This is a genomic window from Xanthobacter oligotrophicus (assembly GCF_008364685.1).
GTDB classification, from domain to species: domain Bacteria; phylum Pseudomonadota; class Alphaproteobacteria; order Rhizobiales; family Xanthobacteraceae; genus Xanthobacter; species Xanthobacter oligotrophicus.
Map to the genome: position 1 here is coordinate 207252 of NZ_VTTL01000002.1, position 23988 is coordinate 231239.

Genomic DNA, 23988 nt, shown 5'->3' on the forward strand with positions numbered 1-23988 from the left:
GGCTGAGGTGACGATCTCGCGACGAGCGGTCCTGCTCGGCGCCACGGCGGCGGGGGCGGCAAGCTTTGCCCCCTCCGCCCTCGGGCGCATGCCCCTCTCGCGCGACACGCTCCCAAGGAGCGCGCCGGTGCGGCACCTCACCCTCGCCGCTGCGGAGATGGAGGTGCCGCTGCTCGGCCCCGACAAGCCGAAGACGGCGGGCTTCTGCGCCTATAACGGCACGCCCTTCCTCACCTGGCGTGCGCCGGCAGGCACCCGGCTGATGGTGGATTTCGAGAACAATCTGCCGACCCCCACGACCGTGCACTGGCACGGCATCCGCGTGCCCTACCTGTCCGACGGTGTCGCCCCCCTCACCCAGCAGCCGGTCCCGGCCGGCGGGCGCTTCAGCTACGACGTGCCCCTGCCCGATCCGGGCTTCTATTTCTTCCATCCCCATTGCGACGAAACCGGCCAGGTGGGGCGCGGCCTCTTCGCCCTGCTGATGGTGGACGACCCGGCCGAGGCCAAGCTCGGCTTCGACCTGGAACATATAATCGCGGTCAAGGACTGGCGGCTCGATGCGGACGGCCGCTGGTTGCCCATGTTCACGGACGAAGGCGCCTCCACCGCCGGCACCTTCGGCACGGTGCGCGCCACCAACGGCTCGGTCATTCCGCCGCGGGTCGAGGCGCCTGCATATGGCGACGTGCGTCTGCGGGTGATCGTCGCCGATTCCACCCGCACCATCGAATTCGGCTGCGAGACCAGCGACGCCGCCATCATCGCCGTGGACGGGCAGGCGCTCACCCCGCTGCCCCTCTCCAAGCTGCCGGACGAGGTCTGGCGCATGGGTCCGGCCATGCGGCTCGACGTGCATGTACACATGCCCGGCCCCGGCGAGGAGGTGAAGGTCTTCGACTATCGCACCGCCGAGCCCTATCTGCTCACCACCCTGGTGGCGGTGGACAAGGGAAGGAAGAAGACCTCCTTCAAGCCCAAGGCGCTGCCCGCTGCCAAGGCGCCGCTGCCGGATGTCAGCCGCGCCCAGAAGCGCGATTTCATCGTTCAGACGTCCGCCGGCGCCACCGCCATCGCGCCGCCCTTGCCGCCGGATGATCCGCTGGCGAAGGCGCTGATCGATTCCTTCTGCGTGGGCGACAAGACCTTCTGGGCTATCAACCGCAATTCCTGGGGCGCGGGCGCCGACCTGCGGCTTCCGCCGCCGCTGGACACATTGAAGGACGGCGACAGCTACCGGCTCTCCATCACCAACGTGACCAAGCATGTGCATCCCATGCACCTGCACGGACACGTCTTCCGGGTGCTGTCCTCCACCAAGAAGACGACCATCCCGCCCTATCTGGCCGACACGGTGATGACCGAGCCCAACGAGACGGTGGAAATCGCCTTCAAGGCCGCCAGCGGCGACTGGGTGTTCCACTGCCACATCCTGGAACACATGGATGCCGGCCTCATGGGCTGGTTCCGGGTGGCATGATGGGACGGGTTGGTCTTCGCGCGACCCTCGCGCTGGCCCTGCTCGCGACGCCTGTCGCCGCGCAGGACCTGGACAAGCTGGACATCGCCATCGGCAAGGCGCTGTTCAGGCGGCCGTGGGTGCCGGCCCCCGCCTCCACCCGTGGCGACGACGGGCTGGGTCCGCTGTTCGATGCGCGCTCCTGCTCCACCTGCCACCCGCGCGACGGCCGGGCGCCGGCGAAGATCGAGGACGGCACGGCGGGGCGCGGCTTCGTGCTCATGATTGCCCGGCCGGACGGCTCCGGCGATCCGGTCTATGGCCGGCGCTTCCAGATTGACGCCGTGCCCGGCATCCCCCCGGAAGGGGTGATCGGCGTGAGCGACACTCTGCTGCTTGATGGCCGCACCGCCCGCGCTCCCCACCCGCAGACGCTGGGCTATGGCCCGCTCGATCCGGCGAGTGGCCTCTCCCTGCGCGTGGCGCCGGACCTGAAGGGGCGCGGGGCGCTGGCGCAAGTGCCAGATGCGGCGATCCTCGCCATCGAAAAGGAGCAAGCGTCGGGCAAGGACGGCGTTGCGGGCCGCGCCCGCCGCATCACCCGCCCGGACGGCACCACCGCCATCGGCCGCTTCGGCTGGAAGGCGGCCCAGCCGGATCTCGCCAGCCAGTCGGCGGAAGCCTTCTTCCTCGATCTGGGCCTGTCCAACCCCTATCATCCCGAGCCGTGGGGCGATTGCACCCCCACGCAGAGCGCCTGCCGCGATGCCCCCCACGGCACCGCCAATCGCACCGAGGGTACCGAGGACGACGCGCTGGAGATCGGCCGGCCGCTGCTGGACCGGGTGGTGGCCTATGTGGCCTCCCTGCCGCCGCCGGAGCCCGATCCACTGCCCGAGCCCGAGCGTCGCGCGGGCGCGCGCCTGTTCGCCGCCACCGGCTGCGCCGCCTGCCACCGCCCGGCCCTGCCCACGCGGGATGGCGGGCAGGCGCACATGTTTACAGACCTGCTGCTGCACGAGATGGGCCCCGGCCTCGGCGACACCATGCCGGAGCCCGGCTCCGGCGCGTCCCAATGGCGCACCGCGCCGCTGGCCGGCCTGTCTGAAGCGTTGGCGGCGCAGACGGGCTTGCTGCATGACGGGCGGGCGCGCACCATTCAGGAGGCCATCGCCTGGCACGGCGGGGAAGCGGCAGAAGCCGCGCGGCGCTTTGGCGCCCTCCCCCCGACGGACAAGGCGGCCTTGGTGCGTTACGTGTCTTCGCTTTAAAGCGTTTTCGAGCGAAGGGGATACCGGTCCGCGGCAAGAAAACGCGTCAACATTGGATCTGGAGCGATCGCCGTGAGCCAGTGCGAACGCAAAGCGCTCCAGATAATGAGAGACGGTCGGATGTTTTACCGCTTTTCAGCCCCCACCCGCCGCGCCGTTCTCGGCCTCGTGGTCGGCCTTGCACTTGCCCCAGTCGCTGCGCCAGGCCATGCCGCCAGCCCCGCGCTCGATCCCGTGCCGCTCATCGAGACCTGGCTTTTGCCGCGATACGATGCCCTTGCCGGCGCCACCAAGGCGCAGGCTACCGCCTGGGCGACCTTCTGCGCCAAGCCGGAAGCCGTCGGCCTGCCGGCGCTGAAGGAGGCCTATGGCAAGGCGGCGGACGCCTGGAACGCGGTGGAATTCGTCACCTTCGGCCCCATCAGCCTGTCGCTGCGCGCCGACCGCATCTCCTTCTTCCCGGACCGTCGCAACGCCATCACCCGTGGCCTTGCCGAGATCATCGGCGATCCCGACGCCGGCCGGCTGGAGCCGACCCGCTTCGCCCAGTCCAGCGCGTCGGTGCAGGGCCTGCCGGCGCTGGAGCGGCTGCTCTATGAGGAAGGTGCAGCGGATGCCCTCCTGACCGGCCCGGAGGCGGCGCGGCGCTGCGCCCTCGGCACTGCGATCGCCACCAATCTCGCCGCCATCGCCGCCGAGATCCGCACCGCCTGGGGTGACAAGGCCACGGGCGTGCTCGGCGCCATCGTCTCCGGCAAGGGCGACCCGGCCCTGTTCCCGGATGTGGGCGCCCTGCCCGGCATGATCCTCACCGACCTGTCCGGCGCCTATCAGCGGGTGACCGACACCAAGATCCTGCCCGTGCTCGGCACCGGCCCCGCCGAGGCCAAGCCCACCCTCGCCGACAACTGGCGCTCGGGTCGTTCCGGGCGAGTGGCAGCGAACATGATCAGGAGCGCCGACGCCCTGCTGGTGGCCGTGGGCACGCAATTGCCGAGCCGGCCGCAATATGTGGTCAACAAGGCTGCCACCGGCGCCGATGCCGCCGCCGACAAGCTGCCCGCCGACATCGGCGCCGCCGCCAGCACCGCCCAGGGCGCGAGCGCGCTGCAGGCCGCCATCAAGACCTTCAAGGTGGCGCAGGCGAGCGTCTACAAGCCCGTCGCCTCCTATTTCGGCATCTCGCTCGGCTTCAACGCCCTGGACGGGGACTGAGCATGCCGCTGCGTCTCGACCACGCCGGACTCTTGGATCGGCGCGGCTTCCTATTGGGAGTGGCGGCGCTGCTCGCGGCCGGTCCGCTGGGCGCCTCCAACCTGCGCGCTGATCCGCTCGCCGAGGGATGGCTGGCAACGGCCGGCATGGGCGATGGCTTCGCCGCCGTGGGCCTCGACACCGCCCTCGCGGCCACCACGGCAGCGGAAACCACCACGCGCCTGCACGGCATCGAGGCGAGCCCCACCGGCCCGCTCGCCGTGGCGGTGGGGCGGCGGCCGGGGCAGATCGCCCTCGTCTTCGACCGGCGGAAGGGCGGCATCGTCGCCACCCTCGCGCCCGGCACCGGTCGCGTGTTCTCCGGCCACGGCCGCTTCACGGCGGACGGCAGGCTCTTCCTCACCAACGAGATCGAGCGCCCCGGCGAGGGTGCGCACGCCATGGGGCGCGGCATCGTCGCCGTGCGCGCCGCGGATGGCGGCTTCGCCATCGTCTCGGAATGGCCGAGCGGCGGCGATGGCCCGCACGACCTGATGCAATCGGGCGCAGCCCTGGTGGTCGCCAACGGCGGCATAGAGCCCAACACACCGGAAGCCCGCGACGCGGAAGTCACCGGCTCGGGCATCACCCTTCTTGACCCCGCCTCGGGCGCGGTGCGCGGTGCGGGCCGGCTGTCGCAGGACCTCGCCAGCCTGTCCCTGCGCCACCTCACCCGCGACGGGAGCGGCGGCACGGTGGTGGCGGCGCAGGACCTGCTGAAGGATGGGGGGGCGCGCCCGCTGCTGTTCCGCATCGCGAGCGACGGAGCGCTTTCGGCCTTCGACGCGCCGGATGCGGAATGGCGGGCGCTGAGGGGCTATGTGGGCTCCGTGGCCTATGATCCCTCCGGCCGCTATGTGGCCTGCGCCTCGCCGCGCGGCAATCGCGTGGCGGTGTGGCAGGCGGACGGTCGCTTCGTGGGTGCCGTCACCCTCACCGATGGCTGCGGCCTTGCGGCGGGGCGGGAAGCCGGCACCTTCGTCGCCGCCTCCGGCTATGGTGAGGTGATCCTGGTTTCGGCAGGTCCCGAGGGCGTCGGCATTGCAGCACGGCGCACCGGAGGGCCGCGCTTCGACAATCACATGGTGCGGATCGGCTGAAACCAAAGCCCGCGCGGCAATTGAGCGACCCTCTCGGCGCCGGTCGAAGACCGGGGCCGTTGGTATGAGTCTTCTGCCCCGCTTGTGAAACCCAAACGCGGGCTTCACCGTTGTCTCTGTGATTCCGCCGCCGGCGGACAAGAGAAGAAGAGGCAAGCCATGAACTGGGTGGTCCTGGTGGGCAGCGTGCGCAAAGGCTCCCTCAACGCGGCGCTCGCCCGCGCCCTCCCCGATGTTGCCCCCGACGGGGTGAAGATCGATCTTTTGCCCTCGGTGGCGGACATGCCCATCTACGACGGCGACATCGAGACCGCCGGCTTCCCCGGCCAGGTCAGCGCCGTGGGCGACCGGGTGAAGGCGGCGGACGCCCTCGTCATCGTCACGCCGGAATACAATTACTCCGTCCCCGGCGGGCTGAAGAACGCGCTGGACTGGCTGTCCCGCCTGAAGACCCAGCCGCTGAAGGCCAAGCCCACCCTCATCATGTCCGCCTCCCCCAGCACCATGGGCGGCGCGCGGGCGCAGTATCACCTGCGGCAGGTGCTGGTGGCGGTGGACGCCCATGTAATGAACGTGCCCGAAGTGATGGTGGCGCAGGCCCATACCAAGATCACCGACGGCGTGCTCACCGACCAGGGCACGCGCGACTTCGTCGGCAAGCAGCTCACCGCCTTCCAGAGCTTCGTGAAGCAGGCGCAGGCGACCGCCTGAGCTTGCTGATACCAATGGTCCGTGAGCTTTGCTCATGGGCCATTGGTCAAGCCCGCGCGGCGATTGAACGTCACCCACTTGGCATCGGTCCTTGGCATCGGTCGAAGACCGAGGCCGATGGTATCAGTCGCCGTCGAATTCCGCGAAGGAGAACGGCGTCTCATAGACCCGAACGGACGACAGCAACGGCAGGACCGGCTTCACCCGGTCCCAGACCCAGGCGGCGATGATCTCGGCGGTGGGGTTTTCCAGCCCCTCCACATCGTTGAGGCAGTAATGGTCGAGCTGCTTCAGCAGAGGGCCGAAGGCGGCCTCCACGTCGAAGAAATCCACTACGAAGCCCGTCGCCGCGTCCACCGGCCCTTCCAGCGTCAGGTCCACGCGGTAGGAATGCCCGTGCATGCGCCGGCAGCGGTGGGTTTCCGGCACGTGGGGCAGGAAATGGGCGGCCTCGAAGGTGAAGCCCTGGGTGATGCGCGCGCGCCGCGGCACCGGGGTGGCGCTCGAACTCATGGAATACCAATCATCTTGTGGGTCTGGAGGGACAGCCGCCAGCGCGGATGCGAGAGGCAATAGGCCACCGCCGCCTCGGTATTGCGCAGGCGGTCCGGTCCGTCCATGGGCTGCAGGAAGAAATGGGTGAAATCGAGCCCCACCAATGCCTCGGGATCGAGGCCCGGCTGCGGGAAGACCAGTTTCAGCTCATGGCCGCGCGTGAGCTTGAGGTCCGTGCCGGCCTTGGGGCTCATGCAGATCCAGTCGATGCCGTCCGGCGCCGCCACGGTGCCGTTGGTCTCCACCGCGATCTCGAAGCCTTGGGCATGGACCGCGTCCACCAGCGCGGCATCGAGCTGGAGCAGCGGCTCGCCGCCGGTGAAGACGACGAAGCGGCGCTCCGGCGCGCCGGCACCCCAGGTGGCGGCGATGGCGGCGGCCAGCGCGGCGGCGTCAGCGAAGCGGCCGCCGCCTTCCCCGTCCATGCCGATGAAGTCGGTGTCGCAGAAACGGCACTGGGCGTCCGCGCGGTCGTCCTCCCGGCCGGACCACAGGTTGCAGCCCGCAAACCGGCAGAACACCGACGCGCGCCCCGCCTGGGCGCCCTCGCCCTGGAGGGTGAGGAACATTTCTTTGACAGCATAGGCCATGGGCCGATGCCTTTAGCCCGAAGGCGCGCGGGGGGGAAGCCACCGCTGCGCCCGGCAGGTCCGCGCCTATTGCGCGGCGGTTGCCGGAGCCGGGGCTGCCGCGGCCTCGTCAACCGCGACGGCGGCCTGCTGCGTGGGCTGCTGGCGCAGCCGGTCGAGGCCACTGATGCGCACCCCTTGAAGCGCGCCGTGGGAGCCTGCCGGGGCGTCGGCGGACGCGGTCCCGCTCAGCACGGACCCGCGCAGCTGCGGCGCCATTTCCGCGAGCTGGGCGAACTTGCCGTGGTTGAAGCTGTCGAGGGCCTTCACGTCGGTCATGTCGACCACGACCGCACCGAGGTCCACCAGTTCTGCGTCGTTGGAATATTCGCCCAGCCGCTGCTTCTTGCCAGCGAGGAAGTCCGAGAAGCCCAGCGCCTTGTCATCGCGCGAGACGATGACGACGAAGGGCTTCGCCGGCTTGCCGAAGCGCTTGAGCTGGCTCTTGAACACGTCCACGTCGATGTCGGGGGCGGCAAGGATGATATTGCCGATCTTATTCTGCGGCACGGGCTTGCCGGAAATCCGGATCTGCCGCAGGGCCTCCACCGTCACCCAGTTGCCCATGGAGTGGGCCATGATGCTCACCTCGTCCGCGCCGCTGCCGAAGGCAAGGCGGATGGTCTCTTCCAGGTTGTCGCGGGCGGCGGTGGCGCTGTTGTTGTCGTAGACATACGCCTCGGTGGTCGCCCGGGACGCCCAGGTGAACAGCACCGGCACCGCCGGCGCATCGGCATCATGCGCCATCTGGGCGAGGCGATAGAGCGCCTCGGAAAACTGGGTATTGTAGCCGTGGACGAAGATGAACACCCGCTTCTGGCCCGCGGGGCGGCGCGCCAGCTCGCTCTTCATGTCGCGCAGGAACTCCTGCTCGGTGTCGCGGTAGAGGGCCTCGTGCACCACCATGTCGGTGGCGGGGTCGCCAGCGCCCTTTTTAGGCCATTCGATCTCGCCGGACTTGTGGGCGGGGGGGACGGAGAGGTCCACCTTCGCGAAATTGAGGGCGGTGGAGCGCTCGCCGTTGAAGATGACGCCGGGGCGCGGGTCCCGTTCACGGGTCGAGGCGACGAGAATGACATGTTCGCGGGCGCCGGGCGCCTTGGCAGAGGTGGGCGTCAGCGCCTCGGGGCCGGGGCGGTCGGAGCAGCCGGCGAGCAAAGTGAGGCACAAAGCCGTGGCGGCAAGGCGCATCCCGGCGCGCCGCATGCCCGCCAGTCCCGGCCGTCCCATGCCGGACACCGGCCCCACCCGCTCGAAATTCTGCACGTCATCCCCCTCCACGCGCACCTGTAACTGCGCCTTCATCGCACAGCGAAGCCCAGCATGCGCGGTAATTTCGGGCCAATGCTGAACGCCAGCTTGGCGGGAGGTACGAAGCTGGGGAGTGCCGCAAAGTCAGCTGGGACCAGCCTGGAGGACACCGTGCGCTGCGGCACACTCGATGCCCTATTCCTGGCATGATTGCTTGCAGTTCAGCAAACCGGCTTTGCGGCTTCGAGTCTCGCTTAAGGGCGGCTGCGGTCCTATCTCCGACCCAGCATCACGAACGGAGGCCCGCCCTCCCCGGAGACACCGTTATGGAACTCACCGGTCTTCACCATGTCACCGCCGTCTCGGCGGACGCGCCCTACAACCATCGCTTCTATACCCAGACGCTGGGCATGCGCCTTGTGAAGAAGACGGTGAACCAGGACGATACCTCGGCCTATCACCTGTTCTATGCCGACGGCGAAGCCAGCCCCGGCACGGACCTCACCTTCTTCGACTGGCCGGTGCCCCGCGAGCAGCGCGGCAACCATGCGGCGGTGCGCACCTTCCTGCGGGTGCGCGACGACGCGGCGCTGGACTACTGGGCCGGCCGACTCGCCGATTCCGGCGTCGCCCACACCGGCATCGAGACGCGCGATGGCCGCGACATGCTGCCGTTCGAGGACCGGGAGGGCCAGCGCCTGGGCCTGATCGTGGATGGCGGGCGCGGCCCCGGCGTGCCGTGGGCCAAGAGCCCGGTGCCGGCGGAGCACCAGATCCGCGGCCTCGGCCCCATCGTGCTGTCGGTGCCGGACCTTGCCCCCACCGCCGTGGTGCTGACTGAGGTGATGGGGATGCGGGAGGTGCGCGCCTATGCCAGCGAGGAAGGCCGCGCCATCCATGTGTTCGAGATGGGCGAGGGCGGCCCCGCCGCCGAGGTGCATGTGAAGGTGGAGCCGGGCCTTGCCCCCGCCGTGCAGGGCGCGGGCGCTGTGCATCACGTGGCGTTCCGCGTCACCACCTTCGACGAGTACGACGAATGGGCGCGGCGGCTGAAGGATCTGCGCATTCCCAACAGCGGCAAGGTGGACCGCTTCTATTTCCGCTCGCTCTATTTCCGCGAGCCCAACGGCATCCTGTTCGAGCTGGCGACCGACGGGCCGGGCTTCGCCGCGGACGAGGACGCCGCCCATCTGGGCGAGAAGCTGGCCCTGCCACCGTTCCTGGAAGGCCGGCGGGCCGCCATCGAGGCCGGCCTCAAGCCGCTCTGAGACGCCGCCAAAAATGAGAGGGGCCGGTTCTCCCGGCCCCTTTTTTGTTCAACCCCGCTCGTCCAGCGGATGGGTGCGCAGGCGCATGGGATCGTAGAAGGGCGTGCGGACCACATTGGCCTCGAAGCTCTCCTCGCCGTCCACCACGCTCACGCCCGTGCCGAGGGCGGTCACGTCCGGCCGCAGCGAGACGAGGGCCAGCGACTTCATGAGGTGCCGGCTGTAGGTGGTGGAATTCACCACGCCCACCTCGGCCCCATCCTTGAAGATCTTCGCGCCGGGGGCGATGGCCTTGGCGGCCAGTACTTCCAGCCCGGCCTGGTGGGTACGCTCGGTGCCCTTGCGGGCAACGAGGGCCGCCTTGCCGCGGAAGTCCGGCTTGGAGAGGTCCACCGACCAGTCCATCAGCACTTCGAACGGGGTGGTGTCCTTGTGGGGCATGTCGAAGGGGAAGAACAGCAAAGCGCCCTCCACCCGCACGATATCCAGGCAATCCCACGACACCGGAATGGCGCCGAACGGCTTGCCCGCCTCGAGGATCTTGTCCCACAGGGCGATGGCATCCTTGGCGGCGCAGAACACCTCGTAGCCCCGCTCGGCCGAATAGCCGCCGCGCGCCAGCGACACCGGCACGCCGAAGAGGGTGGTCTTGCCATGCCCGAAATAGGGCAGGCCCTTCAGGTCGAAAGAGGTGTGGGGCGCGAGGATATCGAGGGCCTTGGGGCCCTGCAGCGACAGGATGTGCACGTCGTTGTCGCGCGAGAAGGTGACATCGAAGCCTTCGGCGACGAGAGGCAGCGCCTCTTCCAGCGCGCCGCCGCCGTGGGACAGGCGGAAGGCGCCGTCACCATCCACATAGATCAGCACGTCGTCGATGAGCCCGCCGTCATCGCCCACGATGGAGGCGATCGCGGAGCGGCCGGCCGGCACCTTGCCAATGTCGGCGGTGACCAGCTGGTTCAGGAAGGCCAAAGCGTCCTTGCCGCCCACGTTGATGATCTTGAGGGCGGACACGTCGAACAGCCCGGCGCGGGTGCGCACTGCTTCCGTCTCCTCATAGGGATCGGTGGCGTAGTGCTGCGGGATCGCCATGTCGTTCCACGATTCCTCGAGCTTCGACCCCAGCTCCCGGTGACGCTCGTTGAGGATCGATTGGCGCCAGATGGGTGCGCTCGTCATTCTGTCCCCCTCTCTCTTCGGCTGTCGGACAGCATTGAATGGGAAGGCGACGGGGTGCGATGCGCCGCACGCCCGCCGCGACGGGGCGCATCCTGTGCGGCACGACACTTCAGTGTCAATTACTTTTCCTGAGAAGAAATTATTTCTGCCGGATGTGCAATATCAAGGCAGGGCAAAGACGCATGGCCGCTTGGCGCGGCCGCTTTCGGCTGAAAATTGAGCGCCAAGACGCCCAACGAATGGGCTTGCACAAGCCGCAATCATCGGCACAGTGTTTCTACGGCGTCAAAAAAGTTCACTGAGGGGAACAGACTGCCGCCTTCGCGAAGATCGCAACTGCGGGACGGCCCGGTCGGGGCGCCGGCCCAGGCGGAGCTTGAAATCATGTCCGATGTCAAGATGTGGGGCAAGGAAGAGTTCTGGGGGCTCGGGTTCGAGTGGGACCCCCAATGGCTGCTCACGCCGGCGCAGAAGGAGCTGCAGAAAAAGCTCATCGCCCTGTGCGAGACCACGCTGCGCACCAACGCCGTGGAGAGCGACGCCAACTACGTCTACCCCCGCAAGAATTTCGAGGCCCTCGCCTCCCTCGGCCTGCTCGGGCTGAACGTACCGAAGGAACTGGGCGGACTGGGCGAGAATCACCTCTGCGCCGCGATGGTGGTGGAAACCATCGCCCGCTACGGCTGCCCCTCCACCGCCATGTGCTACACCATGCACCTGGGCGCCACGGCGGCCGCGCTCCTGCGCCACCACGACAACCCCATCCTCACCGACATCCTCAAGCGGCTGGACAAGGACGTGCTCATCGGCACGCTGTCCTATTCCGACCCCGAGACCGGCTCCCACTTCTGGTATCCCATCTCCTCCAAGGCGGAAGCCTTCGGCGACGGTTGGAAGGTGACCAAGAAGGCGTCCTGGACCACCTCCGGCGGCTTTGCCGACTGGTACATCGTGCAGACCACCAGCCCGGGCTTTGCGGGCGACTATTCGGACCTGTCCTGCTTCCTCGTCACCAAGGACGAGGTGAAGGCCAATCCGTCCGAATGGGATGGCCTGGGCCTGCGCGGCAACCAGTCCGGCCCCATCGTGGTGGAGAATGCCATCCTGCCGAAGGACGCTTTGGTCGGCCCCATCGGCGATGGCGCCAAGTCCAACGACGAGGTGGTGGACCCGTTCTTCCTCACCTGCTCGTCGGCCTGCTGGAACGGCATCTCGCTGGCAGTCATCGACATTGCCAAGCGCCATACCACCCGCAAGACCCACAATGACGTGGGCATGCGCGTCGCCGACTATCCCACCATCCAGGACTATGTGGGCGAGGCGATCATGGACACCAATGCCTGCCGGGCGCTGGACTTCCAGATGGCGCAGGCGCTCGACAGCGTGACCAACAATTGCGACTGGTCCATCCACGCCGACGTGGACGCCCTGCCCCGCTCCGCCCTGCTGCACTGGCTGTGGCAGGTGAAGTTCGAGGCGGCCAAGAACGTGGCCCATGTGGTGGACAAGATGCTCCACGCCACCGGCGGCACCGGCTTCCGTCCCGCGCTCCAGATCGAGCGCTACCTGCGCGACGGCAAGGCGGGCTGGGTGATGGGCCCCACCAACGAGGTGCTGCGCCAGTTCGTGGGCAAGGCCTCCCTGCTCGGCTTCGGCTCGCTGGACTACTGGAACAAGTCCATCAACGAGCGGGTGCTGAACAACGAGATCAAGAAGATGGACGACGCCGAGAAGCGGGCGCTGGCCGAAAAGCTCCTCGCCGAGCTCCAGCCCGCCAAGGTGGCGTGAACGAGGTGGCCTGAAACAGTGGGAGGGCGGCGCGCGCATGACCCTCCCGCACCCGTCCTGCGGCTTTGCGCCGTCCCTCCGAGCGTCCGCCATCAAGAGGGATTATCATGGACGCAGTGATCCATTTCAGAGAGTTCCGTTCGATGACCGCCATTGATCTCGACGCCCGTCTCGATCCGCGCGAATTGCGCAACGCCCTCGGCCGCTTCGCCACCGGCATCGCGGTGGTGATGGCGAAGGATTCCGAGGGGCCCATGGGTGTCACGGTAAACTCCTTTTCCGCCGTGTCGCTGGATCCGCCGCTGATCCTGTTCTGCATGGCGCGCTCGCTCCATTCCCTGGAGCGGCTGGAGAAGGCAAAAGCCTATTCGGTCAACATCCTGCTGGAAAACCAGAAGGAGATTTCCAACCGCTTCGCCCGCGCCGGCGAGGACAAGTTCGCGGACATGCCCTGCGCCGACGGGCGGCTCGGCGAGCCGCGGCTCGAATCCGCCCATGCGGTCTTCGAATGCGTGCCCTATGCCCATTATGACGGCGGCGACCATGTGATCTTCGTCGGCCGCGTGGTGCACATGCACACCGACGGCGAGGGCGATCCGCTCCTCTATTACCGCGGCAGCTACCGGCTGCTCGCGAGCCTCATGCAAGACACCTGAACCAAGACACCTGAACCACGACACCTGAACCAGAGGGCTGAATGGACGCCTCCCTCCTCCCGCCCGGCCCGTCCCGCAGCGCGGCCGCCACCCGCCCCCGCGAATGCGTGGTGGTGCGCGGCGGCGGCACGGCCGCGATCATGCTCGGCGCCGGCGACGCCATCGCCATCCGCGACGGGGAAGGCCTCCAGCCGGCCCTCGTCTTCGCCATCGACGCCGAAGGGCGGGCGGACGGCACCGCGCTCGGCCTCGAAGGACCGGCCGATGCGCGCCTCGCGGATATGCTGGATCTGGGGGGAGAGGGGAGCGCGCAAGTTGTGCATGCGCTGGTGGCGCGGGGGATCGCACCGGCGGCCGTGAGCGGGCACGGGGTGCTTGCCGGCGATCATCCGGCACAGACGCAGGTCACGCTTACGGCGCAGCGCGATGTTCTGGTCGTGGTGGCGGCCCCCGGCGGCCCCATGGCGCCCCATGGGCAGGACGCGCCCACGGACATCGAAGTCACCGTCACCCGCGCCCCCGGCAATGAGCGCCCCCTGCCGGAGCCGTTGGCCGAGCCGAAGCTGGACCTGAGGGTGCCAGCCGCCGAGGCCCGCGCCTTCCGGGTGAAGGCCGGCGACTATATCCAGATCATCGACGTGGACGGGCGCCAGTGCTCGGACTTCCTCGCCTTCGACGCCGCCGCGCTGGAGAAGGGCGCCGAATTCGGCCTCGACGCCACCACCACCCGCACCCTGATGGGCGCAGCCTATCCGGGGCCGGGGCTGCACTCCAAATACTATGACGAGAGACAGATCCCCCTGGTGGAGGTGATCCGCGACACGGTGGGGCGGCACGACACCTTCGCGCTGGCCTGCTCGGCCAAATATTACGAGGACATGGGCTATCCGGGCCACGCCAATTGCTCGGATAATTTCAACGCGGTGCTTCAGCCCTACGGCATCCGCACGCGCGCCGGCTGGCCGGCCATCAACTTCTTCTACAATACGGCCGTGGACCACACCAACGCGCTCACCATGGACGAGCCGTGGTCGCGGCCCGGCGACTATGTGCTGATGAAGGCGCTCACAGATCTTGTCTGCGCCACCTCGTCCTGTGCCGACGACATCGACCCGGCCAACGGCTGGGTGCCCACCGACATCCATGTGCGCGTCTATGACGGCGCCGAGAGCTTTTCCAGGGGGACCGCATTCCGCATGAATGCCGCAGCCGAGCCGCGCCTGACGCGCGAGAGCGCCTTTCATCAGCGCCTGTCGCAGATGACCCGCAGCTTCGTGGAGTATCGCGGCTTCTGGCTGCCCACCTGCTTCACCGGCGAGGGTCCCATCGCCGAATACTGGGCCTGCCGCGAAAAGGCAGCGGTGATGGACCTCTCCCCCCTGCGTAAGTTCGAGGTGACGGGGCCGGACGCCGAGCTGCTGCTCCAGCGCACGGTGACCCGCGACATGCGCAAGCTGGCGGTGGGACAGGTGGTCTACACGGCGCTGACCTACGACCATGGCGGCATGATCGACGACGCCACCATCTTCCGCCTCGCGCCGTCCAACTTCCGGGTGGTGTGCGGGGAGGAATTCACCGGCTCCTGGCTGCGCGACAAGGCGCACGAATGGGGGCTGAACGCCTTCGTGCGCTCCTCCACCGACCAGTTGCACAATATCGCGGTGCAGGGCCCGCTCTCCCGCGAGATCCTATCCGAGGTGATCTGGACCAGCCCGACGCAACCCGCCATCGCCGAGCTGAAATGGTTCCGCTTCGCGGTGGCCCGGCTCGGCGGACCCATGGGGCCGGCGCTGGTGGTCTCGCGCACCGGCTACACGGGGGAACTCGGCTACGAGATCTGGTGCCACCCCAAGGATGCGGGCGCTGCGTTCGACGCCGTCTGGGCGGCGGGTGCGCCAAAGGGCATGAAGCCGCTGGGCCTTACCGCCCTCGACATGCTGCGCATCGAGGCGGGGCTGGTGTTCGCGGGCTATGATTTCTGCGACCAGACCGACCCGTTCGAGGCCGGCATCGGTTTCGCGGTGACGGAGAAGGAGGAGGATTTCGTGGGCAAGGCGGCGCTGGCGCGGCGCAAGGCCAGCCCTGCCCGCAAGATGGTGGGCTTGAGGATCGAGGGCAACGATGCGGTCGGCCACGGCGATCCGATCTATATGGGCCGCGCGCAGGTGGGCGTCGTCACCAGCGCCACCCATTCGCCCATCCTGAAAAGCCAGATCGCGCTGGCCCGCATCGATGTCGCCCACGGGGCCACCGGCACGAGGATAGAGATCGGCAAGCTGGACGGGCTGAAAAAGCGCATCGCGGCCGAGATCGTACCCTTCCCGCACTTCGATCCGCAGAAGACCCGGGTGCGCGCCTGACGGGCGATGCACGGTGGCCGACCGAGCTTTTGGCCACCAATGCCATGTATTGATTTGAAGACCTCCAGACGACATTTCGCCTGGGGATGATTTTGCGCGTACAAGACGCAAGTTATTGAAACTTAAACACAATTATAATCCAAAAAACAACTCGCATTAACCTTGCGTCATACATATATCGTGATTGACAAATTTTTTTCGTACCGGGAAACTCCCCGCATAAAAATGAGGGGAACCACATGAGCATCGCAGCAACCACCGGGGCCGCCGCCCCCCCAGAGGCCGGCACACTTCAACGCAAGATCAGCTGGACCGGCGCATTCTGGATCGCGAGCGGGGTGCCCGCGCTCGTGCTCTTCTCCATCGGCGCCATCGGCGCCACCGTGGGCGCGCCGGCCTGGTTCGTGTGGATCCTGTCCATCATCTTCGGCTTCATCCAGGCCTTCTCCTATGCGGAGATCGCCGGCCTGTTCCCGCACAAGTCGGGTGGCGCCTCGGTCTATGGCGCCATCGCCTGGGTGCGCTACGGCAAGCTGCTCGCGCCCTTCTCGGTGTGGTGCAACTGGCTGGCCTGGTCGCCGGTGCTGTCCATCGGCTCAGGCCTCGCGGCGGGCTATGTGCTGTCCATCCTGTTCCCGGCGGATGCCGCCATCAACACCTGGCAGCTCACCCTCGTGGACCTCGGCTGGCTGAAGACCGGCCTTGCCCTGCGCCTCAACGCCACCTTCTTCCTCGGCGCCGCGCTGCTGCTCGTCGCCTTCGCCATCCAGCATCGCGGCATCAGCCAGACCGCCAAGGTGCAGGTGGTCCTGGGCGTGGTGGCGCTGCTGCCGCTGGTGCTCATCGGCCTTGTGCCGCTCCTCACCGGCGACGTGCTGGCGGCCAATCTCGGCCCGTTCGCGCCGCTGGCCAAGGACGAGGCGGGCAAGGTCATCGCCGGGTCCTGGAACATGGCCGGCATCACCCTCATGGCCGGCGGCCTGTTCATCGCCGCCTGGTCCACCTACGGCTTCGAGACCGCCGTGTGCTACACGCGCGAGTTCAAGGACCCGAAGACCGACACCTTCAAGGCCATCCTCTATTCCGGCCTTCTGTGCATCTTCGTCTTCACCATCGTGCCCATCTCGTTCCAGGGCGTGCTCGGCCTCGGCCAGCTGGTGACGCCGGCGGTGGTGGACGCCTCCGGCACCGTGACGACGCCGGCGGTCTATGACGGCATCCTGTCCGCCGACATCTATTCCGGCATGGGCGTCGCCAGCGCCATGGCGGACATGATCAAGGGCGGCCCCATCGTCCACCACGTGATCGTGGTGATGCTGATCCTCGCCCTGATGCTCGCCATCATCACCTCCATGGCGGGCTCCTCGCGCACCCTCTACCAGGCGTCCGTGGACGGCTGGCTGCCCAAGTACCTTTCCCACGTGAACGAGAACGGCGCGCCCACCAAGGCCATGTGGACCGACCTCGGCTTCAATCTCATCCTGCTGATGATGTCGGACTACGTGTTCATCCTCGCCATCTCGAACGTCTGCTACATCCTGTTCAACTTCCTCAACCTCAACGCCGCCTGGATGCATCGCATCGACCGCCCGAACTGGGAACGCCCCTTCAAGGCGCCCACCTGGCTCATCGGCATGGGCACGGTGCTGGCCTTCGTGAACCTGTTCCTGCTGGGCATGGGCGCGGACATCTGGGGCGCGGGCACGCTGGTGACGGGGCTCGTGGTCTCGGCCGCCATCATCCCGGTCTTCCTGTTCCGCCATTATGTGACGGACAAGGGCCAGTTCCCGGCAGCGATGATGGAGGACATGCACCTGAAGTCCGAAACCGGCGCCGGCACGCGGGCGGGCCTGTTGCCCTACCTCGCCCTCGCCTTGGGTGCCGTGGTGATCATCGTGGCGCGCACCCTCGCGGTCTACTGAGCGGAGACGAGATGAGCGATCAAGGCATCAAGAGCCGCCCCAAATACCAGCCGATCGCGCCGGATCCGCAGGGCCGGCACCATCTGATGGTCGTGGACGGCGCTCACGTCCCGGTCGAGGCTTTGGCGGAGGGGGTCACCCCCTCCGCCTTCGAGGTGTGGACGGTGGCGCGCAAAAGCGCCGTGCCCGGCAGTGCGGCCATGGAGGAGGAAGCCGGCGCGGTGCGCGTGTTCCGCGCCGTGCCGCACCTGTTCTCGGCGCTTGAGGAGCGGCTCGCCCGCGAGACCATGGGCCTGCGCCTCTATGCCGCCGGGCCGGAACCGTTCCTGTGGGACGCCTACGGCATCGGCGCGCGCGCCGGCCTCAGCCCGCAGGAAATGGCCTTCGCCCATGTGGGGGCGCAGGCGCGGCGCATCTTCTGCGTCCACTGCCGCACGGTGATGGAAGGCGTCACCACCTCCATCGCCCCCTGCGCGGGATGCGGGGCACCGCTGTTCGTGCGCGATCATTTCTCGCGGCGGCTCGCCGCCTTCATGGCCGTCCAGATCGACGCGGAAGTGCCGGGCGAGGTGCCGCCGGCCGAGGAGCTCTATTCATGACCGCCGGGGTCCCCCTGCAGGTGCGCGTGCGCGACATCGTCGAGCTGGCGCCGAGCCTCAAGCGCTTCTCGTTCGAGCCGGCCCATGGCGGCCTGTTCCCCACCCCGCCTGCCGGCGGGCATGTGATGCTCACCCTGCGCGATGGCGGCAGGGTGATGAAGAACGCCTATTCCCTGGTCTCGGCCCCCATGGAGCGCGCGCGCTACGACATCATCGTGCGCCTCGTGGCCCAGTCGCGCGGCGGCTCGGCCTTCCTCCACCGCAAGGTCGCGCCCGGCGACGTGCTGGAGATGGCGCACCCGGTAAGCCTGTTCCCGCTGGCCTCGAGCGCGAAGAAGCACCTTCTCATCGGCGGCGGCATCGGCATCACCCCCCTGCTCTCCTTCCTGCCGGAGCTGAAGGCACGCGGTGCCCGCTTCGAGCTGCACCAGCTGTCCGGCGGCGAGGAAGCCCCCGTGTTCGAGCGCCTGCTCGCGCCCTATGCCACGGGCGAGGAGATCCGCGTCCATGGCGGCGGCCGCGCCGCCTTCGACCTCGCCGGCCTGCTGTCGCGCCAGCCTTTGGGCACCCATGTCTATGTCTGCGGGCCGCACGCCCTGATGGATGCGGTGACGGTCACCGCCGCCGCCTTGGGCTGGCCCAAGGGCAAGGTGCACAAGGAGAGCTTCGGCGGCGCCGGCAGCGGGCTGCCATTCCGCGCCGTCCTCAAGCGCTCCGGCATCGAGGTGGAGGTGAGCGAGACCCAGAGCCTGCTGGAAGCCATCGAAGCGGCGGGCGTCGACGCGCCCTGCCTGTGCCGGGGCGGCGCCTGCGGCGAATGCAGGACCGAGGTCATCGAGGGCGAGGTGGAGCACCGCGACGACTTCCTCTCCGAAGAGGAGAAGGCCGGCGGCACGGTGGTTCTGACCTGCGTCTCCCGCGCCCGCGGCCCGCGCCTCGTGCTCGACCTGTAAAATTCCGGAAGGATACGACATGACCGTCCAGTTCAAGCCCGCCGAGACCTTCCGCGACACCTTCACCTACCGGAAGTCGCCGGAAGACATCCTGCGCTTCCCCTTCCCGTTCCCCGAAGACGAATACATGTACTCGGTGAACATCGAGCCCCATGTGCGCGGCGGCGCCTCGCCCGCGTTCCAGGCGGCGTTCGACATCGACGAGCACTACATCGCCGAATGCCGCGAGCGCGAGCGGGTGCTGAAGGAGGACCCCAAGCGCTGCCAGGTGCTGCCGCACATGCTGGCGGCAGAGTGGGACAGCCTGGAACTCATCATGGAGAGCCTGGCGCAGGACTATCCCGAGCACTTCTCCCTGACCAAGGCCGGCGACCTGTGGACCTGGGTGAACCGGCCGCTCAACATCCACCAGAGCTTCACCTTCGGCAAGGCAGAGACCCTGCCCTGCGGGCCGTTCGAATACATCACCCGACAGGCGCAGGGCGATTTCACCCTCCAGGACCAGCGCGACGACAATTTGTTCGTGGACGGCGGCATGGTGACCACCCAGGCCGACTGGTCGCTGGAATTCGACATCGGCATGAGCTTCCACGAATGGCACGGCCCGGTGCCGCTGGCCCATGAGAAAGGCGTTTTCGACCGGGCGCTGAAATACCTGCTGCGGCTCCAGTATGGCCAGCCGGTGCGCCGCCTCAACTGGACCATGACCGTCAATGCGCGCCTCGACACCTCGCCGGAGAATTATCCGGTGTGGGGACCGGACAAGGCGAGCGTCACGCCGGACAACGTGGCCGACAAGGTGCACCTGCGGGTGGAGTTACAGACGCTTTACCGCCTGCCCCGCTCCAACGCGATCCTGTTCGGCATCCGCTGCTACCTCACCAGCGTGGCCGACATCGCCCGGGTGCCGAAATGGCGGCGGCGCCTGCACCGGGTACTGCGGGACCTGCACCCCGACATCGCCGCCTACAAGGGCCTGCCCCGCTTCCGCCAGATGGTGGTGGATCATCTCGCCCCCCTGGATGACGGCACCCCCACCTCCAAGGGCATCGCGCCGGACACGGACGTGCTGGCGGGGTGACAGAAACGCGCCGGCTCTGAGCTGGAGCTTTTCCGTTGGTTGACTTGACGCAACGACACCACAGCCGTGCTAGGTAAGGTGTCGTGCGTGGAGGAAACCAAAATGCTCCAGAACATGAAGAGCGTTCTCATCGGCATGACGGAAGAAGGCATCGACGAGCCCTCTTCCGCCCTCGCCTACGGCCTGTCCCTGGCGCAGAAGGCCGGCGCCCATGCCACCATCCAGGCCGCCTCGCTGAAGGTGGTCATGGGCAACACCTTCGTGAGCAACGTGGCCTCCGGCCTCGTGGCCGCGCATAACCGTCGCCTGCGCCACCTCGCCGACGCGGTCGCGGAAAAGGCCCGGGGCGATGCGGCGGCGGCCGGCGTTGCCGCCTCGGTGGAGACGCCGCAGCTGTCCTACCCCCAGTTGGTGGATACCTTCATCGCCCAGGCCCGTGTCCACGACATTTGCGTGCTGGACGCGGAGACCGCGACGGTGAATGCCGACCGCGGCCTCATCGAGGGCCTGCTGTTCGAAAGCGGGCGCCCGGTGCTCGTCGTTCCGCCCGGCTTCGACACCTTCCGCCACCATCGCGTGCTGGTGGCGTGGGATGCCAGCGCCCGCGCGGTGCGGGCGGTGAACGACGCCATGGACATCCTCAAGGCCGCGGCGGCGGTGGAGTTGCTCGCCATCGGCACGGAAAAAGAGCTGGCGCACGAAGTGCCCGGCGCCGAGCTTGCCCCTCACCTCGTCCGCCACGGCGTGAACGTGAGCGTGAAGAATCTGGTCGCGGGGCCGGAGGGCATCGCCGGCACGCTGCGCGAGCAGGCCTCCCTCATCGGCGCGGACCTCATCGTCATGGGCGCCTTCAACCATTCCCGCGTGCGCGAATGGGTGCTGGGCGGGGTCACCCAGTCGCTGCTGGAGGACTGCAAGGTCCCCCTGTTCATGTCCTACTGATCGTCCCGCGCCGCTGAAAAAGAGCGCCCGTATCGCCTCAGGCGGCGGGCGCCTTCCCTGCCGGGCCGGCGCCCCTTGCCTCAGCTTACCGGCTGCCAGTGCCCGTCCGCCGCGCGGCAGGCGGCGCCGCGGGCGATCTGCGGGCGGTTGTCGATATAGATGGTGTGGGAATAGTCGCGGCAGCTCTGGAAGCCCGCGCGATTGTAGGGCGGCCCGGCCACCACGGTGCCGTGGGTGCCGTTTTCGCCCTTCCAGCCGATGGGATAGCCGGGGCCGCCGGTTTCCAGGGCGGAGATTTCCGCGTCAAAAGCGCGGCGCCGGTCGCCCTCGTCGAGGCCGTTGCCGATGCCGCCGCTGATCAGCCCGCCCGAGACCGCCCCGCTCATGATCGGGGCTGTCGGCAACGCCGCCTGGGCCGCGATGGACCGCCCCGGCCCGGTTTCCGTCGCACAGCCGCCCAGGGCCGATGCGAGGACCGTGAGGGCACAGAGGCGGACGCAAACCATGCGGGCGGGCATCGTATGGGGTCTCACGCGCGAGGATACTGGGGCGACACCAAGGCTGTCCTCCCTCTTAAGCGGTTGCGGGCCGCCTGAAAACAGCCTTCGCCGGGAAGGCGCTCCGGGCGCGTCACTGGAGCGCAGCCCTGTACCTGTGGCGGGGCCGGACCTCTCAAGAGGCGGCAGCCGGAGGCGGCGGAGCGGCGGCGGGCAGCACCAGCTCGGTGCGCAGGCCGCCGATGGGCGCGGAACTCAGCTCGAAGCGGCCGCCATAAAGCAGCGCCAGCTCGTGCACGATGGACAGGCCGAGCCCCGAGCCCGGCTTCGATTCGTCGAGCCGCCGCCCGCGCCGGCCCACGTCCACCCGACGCGCCGGGTCCAGCCCCGGCCCGTCGTCGTCGATGATGACATGGAAGAACACCCGGTCGCCGGGCGATTTCGGCTGGCCGACGCAGACCTCCAGCTCGACCCGGGACGAGGCCCACTTGCAGGCATTGTCCACGAGGTTGCCCACCATCTCCTCCAAATCCTGCTGCTCGCCGCGGAAGTGAACATCGTCGCGGATGTGGACCTCGATGGCGAGGTCCTTGGTGCGGTGGATCTTCTCCATGGTGCGGGCCAGCGCGGTGATGACGGGGGTCACCTCGCACACGCTCGCCACCACGGAGACGCGGGCCGCCATCCGCGCGCGCTCCAGGTGATGGGCCACCTGGTCGCGCATGACCCCGGCCTGGTCGCGCACCCGCATGGCGAGGGGATCGTCCCGCGTGCCGGCCTCGTTCATCAGCACCGAGAGCGGTGTCTTCAGAGCGTGGGCGAGGTTGCCCACATGGGTGCGGGCGCGCTCCACGATCTCCTTGTTGGCATCGATGAGGGCGTTGACCTCCCGCACCAGCGGCACGATCTCGTCCGGATACGGGCCGTCCAGCCGCTCCGCCTTGCCGGAGCGCACGTCGGCGAGCACCTTGGAGATGCGCGTCAGCGGCATCAGTCCGAAGCGCACCTGCACCATCACCACCAGCAGGAAGGCGCAGGCGAGCACCACCAGCGTGCCGGCGAGCGCCAGGTTGAAGGCGGAAATCTCCTCGTCCAGCTCTGAGGCCACCGCCGCCACCGAGACCACGTAGCGCTCGTTGGCGCCGAGATCCACGTCGCGCTCGGCAAGGCGCAGCGCTTCCCCGCGTGGGCCCTTCACATAGCCCTCGCGCATGAGGCCTGGCCGGCCGGTGATGCCCTGGGCAGCCAGCAGCGGCAGCCTGCCCTGCACCAGCGAGCGCGAGGTGCGCCACCGGGCCTCGCCATTGGAAAGGAGGGTGATCTGCCAGTACCAGCCGGAATTGGGGAAGGCGAACAGGGGATCGCCAAGGGCCACCGGTTCGGGGAGTGCCTCGTCGGTCGCGTTGGCCACCTCGGCCACGATGGTCTTGAGATACACGTCGAGCCGCCGGTCGAAGGCCCGCTCGGCGGCGGTGCGGTAGAGCGAGGACAGGACGAACCCCACCACCAGCAGCACCACCACGGTGATGCCCATCGCCGAGAGCACCAGGCGGAAGGCGAGCGAGCCGGGGGCGTATTCGGAGGGCCGCGAGGCTGTTGCCATCATCGTTGCGCGCGTTAGCGCGTTCCTTCCGGCGCGGCCAGCAGATAGCCGAGGCCGCGCACGGTCTGGATCACGTCGCAGTCGAGCTTCTTGCGCAGGCGCCCGACGAACACCTCGATGGTGTTGGAATCGCGGTCGAAATCCTGGTCGTAGAGGTGCTCGACCAGCTCCCCCCGCGACACCACCCGCCCGGCATGATGCATGAGATAGCTCAGCAGCCGGTATTCGTGGGAGGTGAGCTTGACCGCATTGCCCTCCACCGTGACCCGACCGGAGCGGGTGTCGAGCCGCACCGGCCCGCAGGTCATCTCGCTGGAGGCGTGGCCGGAGGCGCGGCGCAGCAGGGCGCGCAGGCGGGCCAGCACTTCCTCCATATGGAAGGGCTTGGCCACATAATCGTCGGCGCCGGCATCGAAGCCCTGCACCTTGTCGCTCCAGCGATCGCGGGCGGTGAGGATCAGCACCGGGGTGACCTTGCCGGCGCGCCGCCAGCTCTCCAGCACCGAGATGCCGTCGAGCTTGGGCAGGCCGATGTCGAGGACGATGGCATCATAGGGCTCGGTCTCGCCCAGATACTGCCCTTCCTCGCCGTCATAGGCGCGATCCACCGCATAGCCTGCGTCGGACAGGGCCTCGACCAGCTGTCGGTTCAGCTCGGGATCGTCCTCGACCACCAAAAGACGCACAGGTTTCCTCCGGCTTCGGCTTCCACCTCTTATACCAACGGCCCCGGTCTTCGACCGATGCCGAGAGGGTCACGCTCATGCGCCGCGCTGGCTTGTACCAACGGCCCATGAGTCAAGCTCAGGCGCCGTTGGTATTAGAGCACGCGCCAGCCGGCCGGCATCCCCCTTTTGGAGGGATAACGTTTTCATCCTCGCCGCCCGGCCGGTTGAGAATGACAGAGGCG

At 68.1% G+C, this 23988-nt stretch carries 22 protein-coding genes; 15 read left to right on the top strand and 7 right to left on the bottom strand.

The genetic code is table 11. The features are described 5' to 3' along the window. Window positions 1-7: 7 nt before the first annotated feature. From FZ033_RS03790 to FZ033_RS03810, 5 genes are all read left to right on the top strand, one after another. Window positions 8-1480 (top strand): multicopper oxidase family protein, encoded by a 1473-nt coding sequence (locus FZ033_RS03790; RefSeq protein ID WP_232847312.1) that lies wholly within the window; start codon window positions 8-10, stop codon window positions 1478-1480. Next, the gene (locus tag FZ033_RS03795; protein WP_232847313.1) at window positions 1477-2730 is read left to right on the top strand and encodes a di-heme oxidoredictase family protein; all 1254 of its coding nucleotides are present in this window, start codon (window positions 1477-1479) and stop codon (window positions 2728-2730) included. The genes FZ033_RS03790 and FZ033_RS03795 overlap by 4 nt, the downstream gene beginning before the upstream one ends. A 120-nt stretch (window positions 2731-2850) precedes the next feature. After that, the gene (locus tag FZ033_RS03800) at window positions 2851-3945 is read left to right on the top strand and encodes an imelysin family protein (RefSeq protein ID WP_188079290.1); all 1095 of its coding nucleotides are present in this window, start codon (window positions 2851-2853) and stop codon (window positions 3943-3945) included. 2 nt (window positions 3946-3947) lie between these two features. Next, window positions 3948-5084: a DUF1513 domain-containing protein gene (locus FZ033_RS03805; RefSeq protein ID WP_149574824.1), complete on the top strand. Its 1137-nt coding sequence runs from the start codon at window positions 3948-3950 to the stop codon at window positions 5082-5084. A 159-nt stretch (window positions 5085-5243) separates the two neighbouring features. Then, window positions 5244-5795: an NADPH-dependent FMN reductase gene (locus FZ033_RS03810; protein WP_149574825.1), complete on the top strand. Its 552-nt coding sequence runs from the start codon at window positions 5244-5246 to the stop codon at window positions 5793-5795. A 123-nt stretch (window positions 5796-5918) separates the two neighbouring features. Here the strand turns inward: FZ033_RS03810 and queD are convergent, their stop codons facing one another. The 3 genes from queD to FZ033_RS03825 form a co-directional block, all read right to left on the bottom strand. Continuing rightward, entirely contained in the window at window positions 5919-6308 is a 390-nt protein-coding gene (queD, locus tag FZ033_RS03815) for a 6-carboxytetrahydropterin synthase QueD (RefSeq protein ID WP_149574826.1), read from the bottom strand. Next, window positions 6305-6940, bottom strand: coding sequence for a 7-carboxy-7-deazaguanine synthase (queE, locus tag FZ033_RS03820; RefSeq protein ID WP_149574827.1), 636 nt, complete (start codon window positions 6938-6940; stop codon window positions 6305-6307). Before queE ends, queD begins: the two co-directional genes overlap by 4 nt. A 66-nt stretch (window positions 6941-7006) precedes the next feature. Beyond that, window positions 7007-8284, bottom strand: a complete 1278-nt coding sequence (locus FZ033_RS03825; protein ID WP_232847314.1) for an alpha/beta hydrolase — start codon at window positions 8282-8284, stop codon at window positions 7007-7009. 272 nt (window positions 8285-8556) lie between these two features. On the opposite strand from FZ033_RS03825, the gene FZ033_RS03830 reads away from it, so the two are divergent. Further along, on the top strand, window positions 8557-9498 hold the full coding sequence (locus FZ033_RS03830) for a ring-cleaving dioxygenase (protein WP_149574828.1): 942 nt from the start codon (window positions 8557-8559) through the stop codon (window positions 9496-9498). Between the two features lie 48 nt (window positions 9499-9546). Here the strand turns inward: FZ033_RS03830 and FZ033_RS03835 are convergent, their stop codons facing one another. Beyond that, the gene (locus FZ033_RS03835; protein WP_149574829.1) at window positions 9547-10677 is read right to left on the bottom strand and encodes an aminomethyltransferase family protein; all 1131 of its coding nucleotides are present in this window, start codon (window positions 10675-10677) and stop codon (window positions 9547-9549) included. Window positions 10678-10736: 59 nt separating this feature from the next. On the opposite strand from FZ033_RS03835, the gene FZ033_RS23970 reads away from it, so the two are divergent. From FZ033_RS23970 to FZ033_RS03875, 9 genes are all read left to right on the top strand, one after another. Further along, window positions 10737-10979 carry a hypothetical protein gene (locus FZ033_RS23970; protein WP_188079291.1) on the top strand — a complete coding sequence of 81 codons (243 nt, stop codon included), beginning with the start codon at window positions 10737-10739 and terminating at the stop codon, window positions 10977-10979. 82 nt (window positions 10980-11061) lie between these two features. Then, window positions 11062-12465: an acyl-CoA dehydrogenase family protein gene (locus FZ033_RS03840; RefSeq protein ID WP_188079292.1), complete on the top strand. Its 1404-nt coding sequence runs from the start codon at window positions 11062-11064 to the stop codon at window positions 12463-12465. A 143-nt stretch (window positions 12466-12608) separates the two neighbouring features. Then, entirely contained in the window at window positions 12609-13121 is a 513-nt protein-coding gene (locus FZ033_RS03845) for a flavin reductase family protein (RefSeq protein ID WP_232847315.1), read from the top strand. A 41-nt stretch (window positions 13122-13162) separates the two neighbouring features. Beyond that, window positions 13163-15481: a DUF1989 domain-containing protein gene (locus FZ033_RS03850; RefSeq protein WP_149574832.1), complete on the top strand. Its 2319-nt coding sequence runs from the start codon at window positions 13163-13165 to the stop codon at window positions 15479-15481. Window positions 15482-15720: 239 nt separating this feature from the next. Further along, window positions 15721-17403, top strand: coding sequence for an APC family permease (locus FZ033_RS03855; RefSeq protein ID WP_149574833.1), 1683 nt, complete (start codon window positions 15721-15723; stop codon window positions 17401-17403). A gap of 11 nt (window positions 17404-17414) precedes the next feature. Beyond that, the gene (locus FZ033_RS03860) at window positions 17415-18002 is read left to right on the top strand and encodes a dimethylamine monooxygenase subunit DmmA family protein (protein ID WP_149574834.1); all 588 of its coding nucleotides are present in this window, start codon (window positions 17415-17417) and stop codon (window positions 18000-18002) included. Further along, window positions 17999-18955 carry a PDR/VanB family oxidoreductase gene (locus tag FZ033_RS03865; RefSeq protein ID WP_149574835.1) on the top strand — a complete coding sequence of 319 codons (957 nt, stop codon included), beginning with the start codon at window positions 17999-18001 and terminating at the stop codon, window positions 18953-18955. Before FZ033_RS03860 ends, FZ033_RS03865 begins: the two co-directional genes overlap by 4 nt. A gap of 19 nt (window positions 18956-18974) precedes the next feature. Then, window positions 18975-20036, top strand: coding sequence for a heme-dependent oxidative N-demethylase family protein (locus tag FZ033_RS03870; protein ID WP_149574836.1), 1062 nt, complete (start codon window positions 18975-18977; stop codon window positions 20034-20036). 102 nt (window positions 20037-20138) lie between these two features. After that, window positions 20139-20978, top strand: coding sequence for a universal stress protein (locus tag FZ033_RS03875; protein ID WP_149574837.1), 840 nt, complete (start codon window positions 20139-20141; stop codon window positions 20976-20978). Between the two features lie 80 nt (window positions 20979-21058). Here the strand turns inward: FZ033_RS03875 and FZ033_RS03880 are convergent, their stop codons facing one another. From FZ033_RS03880 to FZ033_RS03890, 3 genes are all read right to left on the bottom strand, one after another. Then, window positions 21059-21364, bottom strand: coding sequence for a hypothetical protein (locus FZ033_RS03880; protein WP_232847316.1), 306 nt, complete (start codon window positions 21362-21364; stop codon window positions 21059-21061). A 286-nt stretch (window positions 21365-21650) separates the two neighbouring features. After that, a complete protein-coding gene (locus FZ033_RS03885) occupies window positions 21651-23078 on the bottom strand; it encodes a sensor histidine kinase (protein ID WP_149575059.1) in 1428 nt (475 codons plus the stop codon). Window positions 23079-23092: 14 nt separating this feature from the next. After that, the gene (locus FZ033_RS03890) at window positions 23093-23764 is read right to left on the bottom strand and encodes a response regulator transcription factor (protein WP_149574839.1); all 672 of its coding nucleotides are present in this window, start codon (window positions 23762-23764) and stop codon (window positions 23093-23095) included. Window positions 23765-23988 lie beyond the last annotated feature (224 nt).